The sequence below is a fragment of the Amaricoccus sp. genome (assembly GCF_047602525.1).
Classification (GTDB): domain Bacteria; phylum Pseudomonadota; class Alphaproteobacteria; order Rhodobacterales; family Rhodobacteraceae; genus Amaricoccus.
The window spans coordinates 3,454,113-3,468,073 of record NZ_JASGHB010000001.1; the positions used below are offsets into that span (position 1 = coordinate 3,454,113).

15 protein-coding genes and 1 pseudogene are annotated in these 13,961 nt (G+C 70.9%); 6 read left to right on the forward strand and 10 right to left on the reverse strand.

From position 1 onward, the window contains the following. The first annotated feature begins 6 nt into the window (after nucleotides 1-6). From QM699_RS17635 to QM699_RS17645, 3 genes are read left to right on the forward strand one after another with little or no spacing between them, the layout of a single operon-like run. Nucleotides 7-237, forward strand: a complete 231-nt coding sequence (locus QM699_RS17635) for a biotin/lipoyl-containing protein (RefSeq protein WP_415012327.1) — start codon at nucleotides 7-9, stop codon at nucleotides 235-237. After that, nucleotides 234-980, forward strand: coding sequence for an alpha/beta fold hydrolase (locus QM699_RS17640; protein ID WP_415012328.1), 747 nt, complete (start codon nucleotides 234-236; stop codon nucleotides 978-980). The genes QM699_RS17635 and QM699_RS17640 overlap by 4 nt, the downstream gene beginning before the upstream one ends. After that, the gene (locus QM699_RS17645; RefSeq protein ID WP_415012329.1) at nucleotides 977-1,933 is read left to right on the forward strand and encodes a sugar-binding transcriptional regulator; all 957 of its coding nucleotides are present in this window, start codon (nucleotides 977-979) and stop codon (nucleotides 1,931-1,933) included. Before QM699_RS17640 ends, QM699_RS17645 begins: the two co-directional genes overlap by 4 nt. Nucleotides 1,934-1,936: 3 nt before the next feature. Here the strand turns inward: QM699_RS17645 and QM699_RS17650 are convergent, their stop codons facing one another. The 3 genes and pseudogenes from QM699_RS17650 to QM699_RS17660 all read right to left on the reverse strand — a co-directional run bounded on the left by QM699_RS17650 (nucleotide 1,937) and on the right by QM699_RS17660 (nucleotide 3,497). After that, nucleotides 1,937-2,734 (reverse strand): sugar-binding transcriptional regulator, encoded by a 798-nt coding sequence (locus QM699_RS17650; protein ID WP_415012795.1) that lies wholly within the window; start codon nucleotides 2,732-2,734, stop codon nucleotides 1,937-1,939. Between the two features lie 25 nt (nucleotides 2,735-2,759). Then, nucleotides 2,760-2,918, reverse strand: a pseudogene (locus QM699_RS17655) (helix-turn-helix domain-containing protein); the annotation flags it as partial. 57 nt (nucleotides 2,919-2,975) lie between these two features. After that, nucleotides 2,976-3,497: a substrate-binding domain-containing protein gene (locus QM699_RS17660; protein ID WP_415012330.1), complete on the reverse strand. Its 522-nt coding sequence runs from the start codon at nucleotides 3,495-3,497 to the stop codon at nucleotides 2,976-2,978. Nucleotides 3,498-3,684: 187 nt separating this feature from the next. Between QM699_RS17660 and xylB the strand changes: the two genes are divergently transcribed. Then, nucleotides 3,685-5,175 (forward strand): xylulokinase, encoded by a 1,491-nt coding sequence (gene xylB / locus QM699_RS17665; protein ID WP_415012331.1) that lies wholly within the window; start codon nucleotides 3,685-3,687, stop codon nucleotides 5,173-5,175. 82 nt (nucleotides 5,176-5,257) lie between these two features. On the opposite strand, the gene QM699_RS17670 is transcribed toward xylB, so the two are convergent. The 6 genes from QM699_RS17670 to QM699_RS17695 form a co-directional block, all read right to left on the reverse strand. Next, complete coding sequence (locus tag QM699_RS17670; RefSeq protein WP_415012332.1) at nucleotides 5,258-5,554, reverse strand: alkylphosphonate utilization protein; 297 nt, start codon at nucleotides 5,552-5,554, stop codon at nucleotides 5,258-5,260. 289 nt (nucleotides 5,555-5,843) lie between these two features. After that, nucleotides 5,844-6,971: a molybdenum ABC transporter ATP-binding protein gene (modC, locus tag QM699_RS17675; RefSeq protein ID WP_415012333.1), complete on the reverse strand. Its 1,128-nt coding sequence runs from the start codon at nucleotides 6,969-6,971 to the stop codon at nucleotides 5,844-5,846. Beyond that, nucleotides 6,968-7,654 carry a molybdate ABC transporter permease subunit gene (modB, locus tag QM699_RS17680; RefSeq protein WP_415012334.1) on the reverse strand — a complete coding sequence of 229 codons (687 nt, stop codon included), beginning with the start codon at nucleotides 7,652-7,654 and terminating at the stop codon, nucleotides 6,968-6,970. Before modB ends, modC begins: the two co-directional genes overlap by 4 nt. 1 nt (nucleotide 7,655) lies before the next feature. Next, a complete protein-coding gene (gene modA, locus QM699_RS17685) occupies nucleotides 7,656-8,414 on the reverse strand; it encodes a molybdate ABC transporter substrate-binding protein (protein WP_415012335.1) in 759 nt (252 codons plus the stop codon). Between the two features lie 11 nt (nucleotides 8,415-8,425). Further along, complete coding sequence (locus QM699_RS17690; RefSeq protein WP_415012336.1) at nucleotides 8,426-9,217, reverse strand: TOBE domain-containing protein; 792 nt, start codon at nucleotides 9,215-9,217, stop codon at nucleotides 8,426-8,428. Nucleotides 9,218-9,374: 157 nt separating this feature from the next. Next, nucleotides 9,375-9,974 (reverse strand): DNA-3-methyladenine glycosylase I, encoded by a 600-nt coding sequence (locus QM699_RS17695; protein ID WP_415012337.1) that lies wholly within the window; start codon nucleotides 9,972-9,974, stop codon nucleotides 9,375-9,377. A 140-nt stretch (nucleotides 9,975-10,114) separates the two neighbouring features. Between QM699_RS17695 and QM699_RS17700 the strand changes: the two genes are divergently transcribed. After that, nucleotides 10,115-11,287 (forward strand): ester cyclase, encoded by a 1,173-nt coding sequence (locus tag QM699_RS17700; protein ID WP_415012338.1) that lies wholly within the window; start codon nucleotides 10,115-10,117, stop codon nucleotides 11,285-11,287. 162 nt (nucleotides 11,288-11,449) lie between these two features. Here QM699_RS17700 and QM699_RS17705 read toward each other — a convergent pair whose 3' ends face one another. Then, nucleotides 11,450-12,466, reverse strand: coding sequence for an ester cyclase (locus QM699_RS17705; protein ID WP_415012339.1), 1,017 nt, complete (start codon nucleotides 12,464-12,466; stop codon nucleotides 11,450-11,452). A 203-nt stretch (nucleotides 12,467-12,669) separates the two neighbouring features. On the opposite strand from QM699_RS17705, the gene QM699_RS17710 reads away from it, so the two are divergent. Further along, entirely contained in the window at nucleotides 12,670-13,917 is a 1,248-nt protein-coding gene (locus QM699_RS17710; protein ID WP_415012340.1) for an ABC transporter substrate-binding protein, read from the forward strand. Nucleotides 13,918-13,961: the final 44 nt, after the last annotated feature.

Here is a 13,961-nt window from a genome sequence, read left to right on the forward strand (position 1 = left end):
CAATCCATGACCTCCCCCGTCCTGGTGCCCCAGCTGGGCAACGAGATCACCGAGGCCGAAGTCACCGAGTGGCTGAAGGCCGACGGCGACACCATCGAGGAGGGCGAGCCCCTCGTCACCATCACCACGACCAAGATGGCGATCGAGCTCGAGTCGCCCGCCTCGGGGACGCTCCGCATCGCCATCGCCGAGGGTGAGCTGGTCGGCGTCGGCGCGACGCTCGCCGAGATCGAATGACCGCCGGCGCGACTCAGCCCGAGGCGCGGCTTTCCCTCGTCGGCGGCGACGGTCCCGATCTGGTCATGATCCACGGCTTCGGCTCGGACCGGCTGTCGTGGGCGGCGACGGCGCATGCCTTCTTCGCCACCCGCCGGGTCTGGGCAATCGACCTGCCCGGCCATGGCGAGGCGCCGGCCGAAGTGGCCGACGGCAGGCCGGAGACCCTCGCCGCCGCCGTGGCCGGGGCGGTGGCGAGCCTCGACCATCCGGTCGCGGTCGCCGGCCATTCGCTCGGCGGGGCGGTGGCGCTGCATCTGGCGCGGCTCCTGCCGGGCGCCGTCTCGGCGCTCGCCCTGATCGCTCCCGCCGGCCTCGGCCAGCGGCTCGACCCCGGCTTTCTCGACGCCTTCCCGGAAATCGACTCCGACGCAGCCGCCGAGGTGCTGCTGAAGCGGCTGGTCGTGCGCGAGAAGCTGATCCAGCCGGCGATGGCGCGCCATGTCGTCGCCGGGCTCGACCGGCCCGGCCGCCGGGAGGCCCTGCGTCGTGTCGGGGCGGCCCTCAAGGCGGTGGAGACACCGCCCCTGCCCGAGGGGGTGCCGCTGCGGGTGGTCTGGGGCGACGCCGACGCGATCAACCCGCACGATCCGGCGCGCGTTCCAGCCGAACGGTTGACCTTGCTGCCCGGTGCCGGTCACATGCCGCAGATGGAACAGGCATCCCGGGTCAACAAGGCGATCGCCGAGGCGCTCGCGTCATGACGGGCCGGCCGGCCGCGCGCCCGCTCGGCGACGCGTCCAGCCAGCGCCTGCGCGCGGCCTGGCTCTACCACAACCGTGGGATGACCCAGAAGCAGGTGGCCGACGCCCTCGGCCTCAGTCGCGCCACCGTCATCCGCATGATCGAGGACGGCCTGCGCGCCTCCGAGGTGCAGGTCTGGATCAACGAGGATCCGAAGGTCCCGGTCCGGCTCGCGATCGCGCTCGAGGAGACGTTCGGTCTCGCCGAGGCCGTCGTCGTGCCCGGGGCGGCCGATGCCACCCGTGCCGTCGGCGCCGCGCTCGGCGATCTGCTCTCGATCACGCTTGCCGACGGCATGACCGTCGGCGTCGGCTGGGGCAGGACGCTCCACGCGGCGCTGCCGCATGTGACCCGGCAGCGCCGGGACGGGATGCAGGTCGTCTCGCTGCTCGGCGGCCTCGTCACGCCCGGCGCCGCAAACCCGGCCGAGTTCGCCTGGCGCCTCGCCGGAATGACCGGCGCCGGCTGCCACCTGCTGCTGTCGCCGCTCTTCGTCGATTCCGCCGACACCAAGGACCGCCTGTTCCGCGCGTGCGGGCTTGGCAACGTCATCGCCATGGCCGGGCGCCTCGACGTCGCGGTGGTGAGCTGCGGCGACCCGCGCGTCGCCGGCGGCTCGCTCGCGACCGACCATCTCGGGCCGGAGCTGCGCGCCGAACTCGTCGCCCGCGGCGCCGTCGCCGATGTCATCAGCCAGTTCCTCGATGCCGAGGGCCGGACGATCGACCATCCGATCCGCCACCGGGTGATGTCCACCGACCTCGGGCTGGTCGCCAATGCCCGCCACGTCGTCCTCGCCGCCGGCGGCGCGGCAAAGGCCGTGTCGATCCGCGCCGCCCTGCGCCGCTTCCCCGGCTGCACCCTTGTCACCGACGAGACGGCCGCCCGCGTCCTCATCGAGCTGGACGCCTGAGGGTCAGCCGCCGGCGGCGCTCAGCGCGACCAGCTCCCGCGCCGCCGCCTCGTCGGTGACGAGCGTCCGGCAGCGGGTGCGCAGGATCGCCGCGCGGATCGCCGGCGCCCGCGCCCGCCCGCCCGAGGCGAGGATGACGTGGGGCGCGCTGGCAACGATGTCGAGGTCGACCGACATCACCCGATGGCGGATCGGGTGGTCGATCGTCCGGCCCTCGGCATCGAGAAACTGGCAGAGCGTGTCGCAGATCGCACCGGCGGCGAGCAGGCCGTCGAGGTCGTCCGGCAACAGGAACTGCCGGCTGAACGACGATCCCCCGGGACCGACATCGCCGCAGCTCACCACCGCGAGGTCGAGCCGCTGCGCCATCTCGGTCAGGGCGCCGAGCCCGCAGGCGTCGAGCAGCCGGTCCTTGGTCTCGGGGGAGTCGACGATGAGCGGCGCGAGGAACAGCGAGCACTCCGCGCCGAGCGCCGTGGCGATCTGCCAGGAGAAGTCGATGGGGTTCAGCGTGTCGGGTGCGAGCAGGCCGCCGAGCAGCGACACCACCTCGACATTGCGCCGCCGCTGCGGCCGGAACGTCGCCAGCGCCGCCGCCAGTGTCCGCCCCCAGCCGGCGCCGATGACCATGCCGTCCTGAATCGCGCCGGAAAGATAGCGGCCGAGCACCGCGCCGACGTCGGCGGCCGTTTCCTCCGGGGTCCCTTCGCCCGGGGCGATCAGCACCTCCGACATCCCGTAGAGGCCGCAGAGCTCCGCCGCGAGCCCGGCCAGCTCGCCCGGCGTCGGCTCGATCCAGATTCTGGATTTCGCCCCGCCGCCGGGCCTCCTCGAGCAGCTGGATCACGGTCGAGCGGCTGACGCCGAGGTCTTCGGCGATCTCGCCCTGGGTCCGCCGGCGCAGATGGTAGAGCCACGCGGCGCGGAGGCGGAGTGGCGCGGTGTCGGCGAGGGCGGTCTGCGTGGTTCGGGCGAGCTTCGGCATGAAGTCATCCTGTTCGACCACGACCCCGCCGCGGGCGAGGATTGCTGCCTGCCAGACCTAAGGCAGCCGCCGCCGCGCATCAAGGCGGACAACGTGCGGCGACTGACGCCGAGGGTGCCGGCGGTCCGGGGACCGCCGGCGTGTCGTCATCCCCAGCAGAGCTTCAGCCCCTCCTCGGAGGAGATCGAACTCGACGCCCGGGATCGGCTTGTCGGTGACGAGGGCGACACCAGTGTCGAGCGCGATGACGAGGATGCCGGCATCGCGGGCCTTCTTCACCTGCGGCACGATGCCAGCCGAGTCCGACGGCACGAGCAGGATGCCCTTGGCGCCGCTCGCGATGCAGGTCTCGATCGCCTGCACCTGGCTCTCGGTGTCGCCGTCGATCTTGCCGGCAAAGGTCTGCAGCTTGACGCCAAGCTCCTTGGCCTTGGCCTGGGCGCCTTCCTTCATCTTGACGAAGAAGGGGTTGGTATCCGTCTTGGTGATCAGGCAGGCCGATACGTCCGCGGCGTAGACGGGCGTTACGGCGCACAAGGCGAGCGCCGCGAGGACGCTCCGGGACAGGCTGGACGACATGCGGATTCCTCCTCTTCAATCTTGCTTGGGCCTTGCTGGCCTTGTGTGTCTGCCCGACGGCGTTCGTCGCAGGACCGTCCGAAGTGACCGCGGGCCGGGGCGTCAGCGGGACGTAGCAAGTCGAAGGTTACGGTTGACTTAGATATAATGAAATATACAAAAGTTGTAAACAAACGGGTGGACGCGCATGTACCTTGGCCTAGATCTCGGGACCTCGGGGCTCAAGGCCCTGCTCTGCGATTCCGCGCAGCAGCCCCTCGCCGTCGCCCGGGCTGCCTACCCGATCCAGTCCCCCGGGCCGGGCCTCGCCGAGCAGGACCCCGCGCTCTGGATCGCTGCCGCGCGTCAGGCCGTCGCCGAGATCCGCGCCCGCGTTCCCGCCGTCGCGCACGACCTCCGCGCCATCGGCCTCTCCGGTCAGATGCACGGCCTCGTCGCCCTCGACGCCGACGGCAGCCCCCTCCGCCCGGCCATGCTGTGGAACGACTCGCGCGGCGAGGGCTTCCTCGCCCGCGTCCGCGACGGCTTTCCCGACCTCGCGGCGATCACCGGCGTCGGCGCGATGACGAGCTTCACCGCGGCCAAGCTCGACTGGCTCGCGGAAAACGAGCCGGCGTGCTTCGTGGCGATCCGCAAGATCGTGCTGCCGAAGGACTTCGTGCGGCTGTGGCTCACCGGCGACTGGGCGACCGATGCCTCCGACGCGGGGGGAACCCAGCTCTTCGACCAGGGCGCCCGCCGATGGTCGCCCGAGGTCTGCGCGTTCCTCGGCCTCGACCCGGAGACCCTGCCGCCGATTCTCGAGGCGACGGCCACGGCCGGGACGCTCCGGCCCGCCGTCGCCGACGCGCTCGGCCTGCCGCGCGTGCCTGTGATCTGCGGTGGAGCCGATGCCGCCACCGGCGCCCTCGCCACGGCGTGCGTCGACTCCCGGCTGGCGATGATCTCGCTCGGCACCGGCGCCCTCTACCTCGCCGCCTCGGATGCGTATGCGCCGCCGGACAACCCGACGCTGCACCATTTCGCCCACTGCCTGCCCGGGCGATGGTATCGCATGGCGGCGATCCTCGGCTGCGGTTCGGTCTTCGACTGGGCGTGCGCGCTGACCGGCGCCGGCTCGCCCGCCGCCGCGCTCGACGCGATCGACGCGCGCGGCTGGTCCGGGCCGGGCCCGGTCCTGATGCTGCCCTATCTCGACGGGGTGCGCACGCCGCACGGCGACCCGCGGGCCAAGGGCGCGATCTTCGGCCTCGACCGCGCCACCGACGGGCGCGATCTCGTCCAGGCGGCGCTCGAAGGGGTCTGCTTCGCGCTCGCCGACGCGGATCGCGTGCTCCGCGCCTCCAGCACCGTCGCCGAGGTGCCGATGGTCATCGGCGGCGGGGCGCGCAGCCGGACGTGGACACGGATGCTCGCGACGGTCCTCGGCCGCCCCCTTGCGGTCGCGGACGGGGCCGAAGGCGGCTCGGCGCTCGGTGCCGTGCGGCTCGCGATGCTCGGCAGCGGCCTGTCCCTCGCCGAGGTGGCGGTGCCCCCTGCCGCGCACGAGGTCGCGCCCGATCGCGCCCTTGGCCCCGCCTGCGAGGATCGCCTCGCGGCCTTCCGCGCGCTCTACCCGCCGGTCGCGGCCTACGGCGGCGGCGAGGCTCGGGCCAGATCGACGGCCGATCAGGGATAGCGGGAAGGGGCTGGCCGCGAAGCCGGATCAGCCCGGCTCACGCGCCCGCCAGCCGAGACCGTCCGGTCGCCGACGCTGCGCGCTATCGCTTGCGCACGAACTCGGTGCGCAGCACCAGGCCCTTGATCGTGTCGTGGCGGCAGTCGATCTCCTCGTCGTTGTCGGTGAGGCGGATCGAGCGGATCACCGTGCCCTGCTTCAGCGTCTGGCCGGCACCCTTCACCTTCAGATCCTTCACGAGCACGACGGAGTCGCCGTCGGCCAGCGGGTTGCCCGATGCGTCGCGCACCACGCGCGCGCTGGCCGCCGCGATCTCGGAGGCGGGGCGCCATTCGCCGCTCGCCTCGTCATAGACGTAATCCTCGTCGCCGTCGGCCATCGCCTCGTCCCCTGCGTTGCTGCCGCCCGCATATGCGCCGACGGGCGGGAGGACCAGAGGCGGCGTGATGCGCTGCCGGCTCGACCACGCACCGGGCGCTCTCTCCCGCGCTGGTGCCGGCCGGCCAGCGCCGGCCAGCCGGTCGCGTGGTCAGTCCACGCCGACCATGACGTCGCTCGCCTTCACGACCGCATATCGAAATCGCCTCGCTCGGTACGATGTGACAAGGCTGAAGGCGTTCTGGACGAGGATCGGACGCCACGGCGCTGCCGCGCATTGCCCGCGGCGGTCAGCCCTCGGGCGCAGGCTGGGAGACGAGTGCGACACCCTTGATCTGGGCGAAGACCGGCTGGCCGGGGCCGAGATGCAGATGATCCCAGGACCGGCGGGAGATCCGGGCGAGGATGCGGGCCCCCGATCCGTCTGCACCGAGCGCGAGGACAACGGTCATCATGCCCGTCCCGTGCGGCGCCGCCTCGACGATGCGGGCGGGCGGACAGTTCAGGATGCTGCTCGACTGCGGCGGGTCGCGGACGAGCGCGACGTCGGATCCGGCGATGCGCACCCGCCGCAGGCTCCCCACCGCGCCGAAGCGGCCGGGCGCCAGCAACTGCGCCCCGCGCACCGCGAGCGTGGTGAGGTCGTAGGCCGCATCATGCGCGACAACCTCCGCGGCGAGCGTCACCGAAGCCTCCGGCATCCGCGCGAGCGGCAGGTCGGGCCGCGCCTGAAGCTCGGCGAGCGGTCCCGCTGCCGTAACGCGGCCGGCTGCCATCAGAACGACATGGTCGGCCAGGCGCTCCACCTCACCGATGTCGTGGCTGACATAGAGCGTCGGAAGCCCGAGACTGTCCTGAAGCCGCTCGAAATACGGCAGGATCTCCTCCTTCGCGAAGCGGTCGAGCGCGGACAGGGGTTCGTCCATCAGGAGCAGCCGCGGCTGGGAGAGCAGCGCACGGCCGAGCGAGACGCGCTGGCGCTCGCCCCCCGACAAGGCGCCGGGCGCCCGCTCCAGCAGGCGGGCGAGGCCCAGCAGGTCGACCACGTCGTCGAAGCGGATCGTCTCCGCAGCGCCGCCCTTCAGCGCCCGGCGGCGGCCATAGTCGAGATTGCGGCGCACCGACAGGTGCGGGAACAGGCTCGCCTCCTGAAAGACGTAGCCGATCGGGCGGCGGTGGACCGGCCGGAACGCCGAGCCGTCCTGCCAGACATCGCCGCCCAGCTCGAAGAAGCCATCGGAAAAGCGGTGCAGGCCGGCCACCGCGCGCAGGACACTGGTCTTGCCGCAGCCGGACGGCCCGAACAGCGCCGTGACGCCGCGCGCGGGCGCTTCGAAGGCGACATCGAGGGTGAAGCCGCCGAGCGTACCGTGGAAGCGGGCGGCAAGGCCCGACGCCGGGGGATCGACATCCCTCACCGCCCGATCCGGCTCATGCGCTTCTCCAGCACCATCATCGCGAGGATGACCGCGAAGGAGAAGACCAGCATCCCGGCCGAGAGCAGGTGCGCCGCCCGCCACTGCATGGTCTCGACCAGCTCGTAGATGGCGATCGACAGAACCTTGGTCTGGCCGGGGATCGCGCCGCCGATCATCAGCACCACGCCGAACTCGCCGACGGTGTGGGCAAAGCCGAGAACCATCGCGGTCAGGAAACCGGGACTGGCCAACGGCAGCGCGACCGTGACGAAGGCGTCGAGCGGCGAGGCCCGCAGCGTTGCCGTCACCTCGAACGGACGCGCGCCGATCGCCTCGAAGGCATTGCGGATCGGCTGGACGACGAAGGGCAGCGAGGCGACGACAGAGGCGATCACCAGCGCCTGAAAGGTGAATGCGAGCGTCCGCCCGCCCCAGAGCCCGGCGATCCAGCCGCCCGGTCCCTGCGGACCGAGGGCGACCAGAAGGTAGAAGCCGAGCACCGTCGGCGGAAGCACGAGCGGCAGGGCGACCAGCGCGGCCACCACCTCCTTCCATCGCGCCGTCGAGCGGGCGAGCCACCAGGCAAGCGGCGTACCGATGAGAAGGAGGATCACCGTCGTGACGGTCGCGAGTTCGAGCGTCAGCCGGATGGCCTGCCAGTCGATGCCCCAGCCTGTTCCCATGTCAGCCCGACGCGCCCTCCAGCTCGGGCGCGAGCGCGTAGCCGAAGGACTTGATGACCTCCTGCGCCTCGGGACCCTTCAGGAAGTCGAGGAACGCCTTTGCCGCCTCGTTGTCCGCTCCGGTCTTCAACAGAACCGCGTCCTGCTTGATCGGCGCGTGCAGATCCTCGGGCACGTCCCAGCGCGAGCCGCCCTCGATCTTGATGACCTGCGCCAGCGCCACGAAACCGAGCGCGGCGTTGCCGGTCTCCACGAACTGCTGCGCCTGCGCGATGTTGGTGCCCTGCACGATCTGCGGGGCCAGCGCGTCGTAGACCCCGAGGTTCTTCATCGTCTCGACGGCTGCGGCGCCGTAGGGCGCAGACTTCGGGTCGGCGATGGCAATGTGGTCGAAGCGCGGCTCCTTCAGCGTCTCCGGCCCGGTGACGAGCGCCGGATCCTTGCTCCACAGGACCAGCGTGCCGATCGCATAGGTGAAGACCGAGCCCGGTACGCCGAAGCCTTCTTCCACCGCCTTGGCCGGGCGGGCGGCGTCGGCGGAGAGGAACACCTCGAAGGGCGCCCCTTGGGTGATCTGGGTGTAGAACTGCCCGCTGGCACCAAAGCTCAGCGTCGCGGTGTGCCCGGTCTTCTCGGTGAAGAGCTTGGCGATCTCCGTCGCCGGCTCGGTGAAGTTGGCGGCAACGGCGACCTTGGTGTCGCCCGCAAAGGCCGCGGACGCGGACCAGATGAGCAGCAGGGCTGCGACGGTCTTCTTCATGGCAGTCTCCTTCATTCGACGGCGAGGATGACGTGGGCGGGGTCGATGGCTGCGACGGCCGGGTCGCCGACGCCGAAGCCGGGCGCGGTATCGGCGCCGCTGGCGAGGATGGCGCAGAGCGTCTTGCCGCCGCCGACGTCGAGGCTGATCTCGGTCGAGGTCGCGTCCTGCGCCACGTAGGCAACGACGCCCGCAATGCGATTGCCCGCGACGCTGGCCGCGGCGGGCGTCGGCAGGATAGCGATCATCGGCGCTTTGACGAGGGCCACGGCCGGCTGGCCGGGAAAGAGGCCGAGCTCGCGCAGGCTCCGGCTGGTCAGCGTCGCCCGCAGGATGACGCCCTCGGCGATCTCCAGCCCGACCTCGGCGTTGACCGCCCCCTCGACGGTCGACACCACCCGGCCCCACAGGGCGTTCCGGGCGCTGGTGCGGCGAAAGCCGACCAGCATGGCGCGCATGGCCTCGCCCGCGGGGCCCGCCGCAAGCTCGGGCGCGACCGCGTTGAACGCGCGCGCCATCTCGACCTGCAGGCGGCGAAAGCCGGCGATCAGCCGCACGCCGTCCTCGGTCAGGCGGGCGCCCCCGCCGCTGCGCCCGCCGGTCTGGCCCGCCACCAGCGGCCGGCCGACGAGGTTGTTCATCGCGCAGATCGCGTCCCACGCGCCGCGATAGCTGAGCCCGAGCGCCCGGGCCGCCCCCGAGATGCTGCCCTCGCGGCCGATCGCCTCGAGCAGCGCAATCCGCGGCTCGCCCAGCGGCGAGCCGTTCGGCGCGTGCAGCGAAATCTCGGCGTGGAGCGGCATCGGCGAGGCTTTATGCAGGTGAATCACATAACGCCATGCCTGCGCTGAATGCGCCCGGTTTGGCAAGTCCTCCGGCGGTAGGACGCGACTTGTGGAGGAGTAGAGGCATCGCCCGGATCGACGCCCGGATCCCTGCCGTTTCCGGCGAGCCCGCTTCTCAGGCGGGCGGCGTGAAGGCGGCGCGGGCGCGCGCCACCGCGGGCTTCAGCGCGCAGCCGTCGGCGTGGTCGTTGACGAGGCCCATGGCCTGCATGAACGCGTAGACCGTGGTCGGCCCGACGAAGCGCCAGCCGCGCTTCTTCAGATCCTTCGACAGCGCGACGGACTCGGGCGTGGTGGACACCACCGGCCCGCCGTCCCGCGCCGGCGCCTCGAACGCCCAGACATGGGCGGCGATCGAGCCCTTCTCGGCGACGAGCGCGCGGGCGCACCGCGCGTTGTTGATCGTCGCCTCGATCTTGCCGCGATGACGCACGATGCCGGCGTCGGCGAGCAGCCGCGCCACCTCCGCCTCGCCATAGCCCGCGACCGTCTCGATATCGAAGCCGTCGAAGGCCGCGCGGAATGCCTCACGCTTCTGCAGGATCGTCCGCCAGCTCAGTCCCGACTGGAACCCCTCGAGACAGAGCTTCTCGAAGAGCCGGCGGTCGTCCGACACCGGAAACCCCCACTCGGTATCATGGTAGGCGAGGTATTGCGGCGTCGAGAGGCACCAACCACAGCGCGGCAATCCATCGGGTCCGTCGAGCACCGCCAATCGCCGATCCTCCTGCCGCGCCGGCTGGAAACTGCCGCGCGCCGGGGGCGCCTGTCAATCGCCGGCGGGAGAGGGGGGTATCGGTTGCATACGTAATCAAAACGTGCTCTCTGACGGCGGACAAGCGCGAGGAGGGAATCATGGCGCGTCTGGAACAGGCCCGGTCGGACGACGAGGGGGACGCGTGCGGGGACGATGCCGGTCCCGTCGCTGCCCGCAGCGTGCTGCAGGTGGAGCGCCGCGATTTCGTCGATCTGGTGCCGGAAAACCGGCCGCGGGTGCAGCCGATGCGCGGGTTCGATCCGATCTATACCGACATCGTCGACTATATCGTCCGCTGCACGCACCTGATCTGGGACGAGCGCGACGTGGGGCTGATCTACACGCACTACACGCACAACCCTTATGTCTACCTGACGACCAAGACCCTCTACACCCGCGAGGAGGTGGTCCACGACACGATCCAGCGGCTGGTCTCGCTGCCGGAGCGGCGCGGGATGGCGACGCAGGTGATCTGGTCGGGGAACGAGGACGACGGCTTCTACACCTCGCACCTCGTCACCGGCACCGGGCGGCATACCCAGGCCGGGCACTACGGCGCGCCCACCGGGCGGACCTTCACTTCGCGCACCATCGCCGACTGCATGGTCTACGAGAACAGGATCTATCGAGAGTGGATCGTCGCCGACACGATGGCGATCCTCCGGCAGCTCGGACTCGATCCGCACGCCTTCGCCGAGGGGCTGGCGCGCGGGCATTTCGAGAAGGGGATGCTGGCGCTCGACATCGGCGAGAACCGGCGGCTGATCGGGCAGTATCCGCCCGAGGCGGAGCCCGACCTTGAGATCGCGCACAACGACATCGAGCGGGAGACGCTGCGCTGGATGCACGAAGTCTTCAACCGGCGGATGTTCGGCAGGATCAAGGACGTCTACGCACCCACAGTGATGTTCCACGGCCCGCTGATGGTCGAGCTCTACGGCATCGCCTCGGTCATGCAGCAGACGATCGGTCTGTTCGGGTCATTCCCGGACGCGGCCTTCCTGCCGCAGCACATCTGCTCGGTGCCCTGCGAGGAGGGCGGAACCAAGGTGGCGGTGCGCTGGATCATGGAAGGGCATCATCTCGGCTATGGCCTGCTTCAGTCGCTCGGCGCGCCGACCGGCAAGCGGGTGCAGGTCATGGGGATGAGCCATTTCCACTACAGGAGCGGCCGCATCGTCGACGAGTGGCGGGTCTATGACGAGCTTTCCATGCTGATGCAGGTGAAGCTCGCGCAGATGGCGGACAAGCGGGGCGCGGACGAGGTTTGAGGATCGCCGCCCTTTGGCGGCAACTTGAGCGCGCAGGTGCGCGCAGGCTTCTTTGCTGGGTGCGGGCCTGCAGGCCCGCACCGGCGGGGCGCTCGCCGCCCCCGCACCCCCGGCACTGCTCTCCAGGTTTCTGGCCGGAAGAAGGGACGTGGCGCCCACAGGTCAGCGGCGGCGCAAGTCGCGCAAGCGCGCCAGCACGTCGACGCCGAGCTGCATCAGCAGGTCGAGGATGTCGAGCGGGACCCAGTTCTCGCGGATCAGCCCCTCATGGTGCAGGTAGAAGTCCATCACCCGCATTCCGACCAGCCGCCCGGTGGGGCCGAGGCCGAGGAAGCCGCCGCCGGTGTGGGTGGCGGTGACGCTCGGCCAGCCGCCGGTGACGGAGATCGGGCCGTCGCCGATGCGGATATAGTGCTGGCCGCCCTTGCGGTTCGGGAAGGCGATGCGGAAGGGCAGCTGGTGCTGGTCGACGAAGCCGGGGAGGCCGCGGGTGGTGCCGATGCCCGCCGGGCCGTACCACATCATCCGCTCGTGCCAGTGCGCCCGCTGCGGCATGGCGAGGAGTTCCTCGCGGCCGGCATCCTCATGGTCGCGGAAGGCGCCGAGGGTGCCTTGCATGGCGAGCGTCTGGGCAAGGCTCGCGGCCGACTGCGCCGAGTTGGCCGGGGCGAGGCGCAGGCCCTCGCCGGTGATCGGGCCGGGCCACATGCCCTCGGCGCCGAGGCTCGGGGGGAGCGGCCAGAGGCCGGCCTGGCGGATCAGGTCGAGGATGTCCCAGAGGCAGCTCGACTGCACGATGCGCCCGCCCCGCACCTCGTGCACCTCGCCGTAGCGCAGATAGACGGTGCGGCCGGTGGCGGGAATGCCGAGCCAGTCGGCATGGAACACGCCGCAATAGTGCCCGACCGCCGCCACGTAGTCGCGCCCCTCGAAAGTCCCGGCCGCGACGATGAGGTCGCGGCGCTCGAGGTCGGGGCAGGCGGCGAAGAGCGGCTCCCAGACCGCGGCGGCGATCGCCTCGGCCCCGCGCATCTCGTTCAACGGGTGGGCGCCGCGCCATTCGGCGTCAGGGGCGTAGAGGTTGGCGAGCACGGCGGCCGCGCCCCCCGGGCCGGCCTCGGCGAGGCGCGCGAGCCCGGCGTGGAGCCAGTGCTTGGTCTCGAGATGGTTCGTCGGCACCGCTACCCCTCCTTTGGCGAGCGCCTCTGGATAGCACTTTGTGAATACGATTGCAAAGCGGCGTTGCAAGCGTATTCATGAAGTGTTAACACCGGGGCATCGGCGGGCCGCGGCGGCGAATCCCGAGGGCCCCGACCAGCAGAAGCAGTGCTAACCGGCCTCGGAGCGGAACGCCCGCGGCATCCATCAGCAGGAGGCTACCGATGAAGGGACTTCTCGTGGCGTCGGTCGGGGCATCGTTTGGGGCGGCCGCGCTCCTTGCGGGGTCGGCGGCCTGGGCCGACTGCGGCATCGAGAAGGGGTCGGTGCGCATCCTGTCGAACGACTTCGAGGCGCTCCACATCGTTGCGAGCGGCGCCGAGGAATGCGCAAGCGCGACGGTCACGGTGACGAAGAACCAGACCACCGAGCACAAGACCATCCAGGTCCCCGCGCTCACCACCGATCCCGCGACCTACACGGTCGCCATGGTGGCGAACAATTCCATCGTCCCGCTGCTGAACGGCGGCCTGATCCGGCCCCTCGACGAATACGTGGCGAAATGGGGCCAGCAGCTGACGCCGAACCAGCTCGTCAAGGTCGACGGCAAGGTGATGGGCATCGCCTTCATGATCAACGACCAGCATGTGGTCTACCGCAAGGATCTGCTGGAGCAGGCCGGCGTCCAGCCGCCGAAGACCTACGAGGACATCCTCGCCGCGGCGCAGGCGCTGCGCGACAAGGGGATCATGCAGGATCCGCTGGCCGCCAACTTCAAGCCGGGCTGGGACCTCGCCGAAGAGTTCGTGAACATGTACCAGGGCTATGGCGGCGAGTTCTTCGAGCCCGGCACCGCCAAGCTCGCCATCGACAACAAGGAGGGCGCGCAGGCGCTGGCGACGCTGAAGGCGATGTCGGGCTTCATGAGCCGGGACTTCGTGACCTATGACACCAACTCGGTGAAGCCGATCTGGGAGGCCGGCAAGGTCGCCATCGCCACCGTCTGGGGCTCGCGCGTCGGCGCCTTCGTCGATGCCGAGGGTGCGGCGCCCGGCGTCTCGGAGAACTCAGTCGTTACGGAGGCGCCCACGGTCGGCGGCGGTACGGTTCCGGCCTCCAGTCTCTGGTGGGACGGCTTCGCCATCGCCGGGAACATCTCCGACGAGGACGCCGAGGCGTCGTTCCGTGCCATGATGCACGGCATCCGCCCGGAGGTCGCGAAGGCGCACCCGGACGTGACCGCCTGGCTCATCGCGGGCGCCGAGCCCACGCCGGCCCTCGCCGGCGTCTTCGCCACCGCCAAGGCCGGCGCCAGGCCCTATCCGATGCTGCCCTACATGGGCATCCTGCACACCGCGCTCGGCAACGAGCTGGCCGAGTACATGCAGGGGCAGGAGGACGCAAAGAAGGCGCTCGCCGACGTGACGCAGGCCTACAATACGGCGGCGAAGGAAAACGGCTTCCTGAACTGAGAGCCCCTCCCGCCCTGTCCCGCGCCTCGCAACGGATTCCCGCC

Coding starts and splice junctions, on each gene's coding strand:
- QM699_RS17645 (WP_415012329.1), top strand. CDS start 977: ATGACGGGCCGGCCGGCCGCGCGCCCGCTCGGCGACGCGTCCAGCCAG.
- modB (WP_415012334.1), bottom strand. CDS start 7,654: ATGGGAACAGGCTGGGGCATCGACTGGCAGGCCATCCGGCTGACGCTC.
- QM699_RS17670 (WP_415012332.1), bottom strand. CDS start 5,554: ATGGCCGACGGCGACGAGGATTACGTCTATGACGAGGCGAGCGGCGAA.
- QM699_RS17660 (WP_415012330.1), bottom strand. CDS start 3,497: ATGTCGTCCAGCCTGTCCCGGAGCGTCCTCGCGGCGCTCGCCTTGTGC.
- QM699_RS17710 (WP_415012340.1), top strand. CDS start 12,670: ATGAAGGGACTTCTCGTGGCGTCGGTCGGGGCATCGTTTGGGGCGGCC.
- QM699_RS17700 (WP_415012338.1), top strand. CDS start 10,115: ATGGCGCGTCTGGAACAGGCCCGGTCGGACGACGAGGGGGACGCGTGC.
- QM699_RS17690 (WP_415012336.1), bottom strand. CDS start 9,217: ATGCCGCTCCACGCCGAGATTTCGCTGCACGCGCCGAACGGCTCGCCG.
- xylB (WP_415012331.1), top strand. CDS start 3,685: ATGTACCTTGGCCTAGATCTCGGGACCTCGGGGCTCAAGGCCCTGCTC.
- modA (WP_415012335.1), bottom strand. CDS start 8,414: ATGAAGAAGACCGTCGCAGCCCTGCTGCTCATCTGGTCCGCGTCCGCG.
- QM699_RS17640 (WP_415012328.1), top strand. CDS start 234: ATGACCGCCGGCGCGACTCAGCCCGAGGCGCGGCTTTCCCTCGTCGGC.
- QM699_RS17635 (WP_415012327.1), top strand. CDS start 7: ATGACCTCCCCCGTCCTGGTGCCCCAGCTGGGCAACGAGATCACCGAG.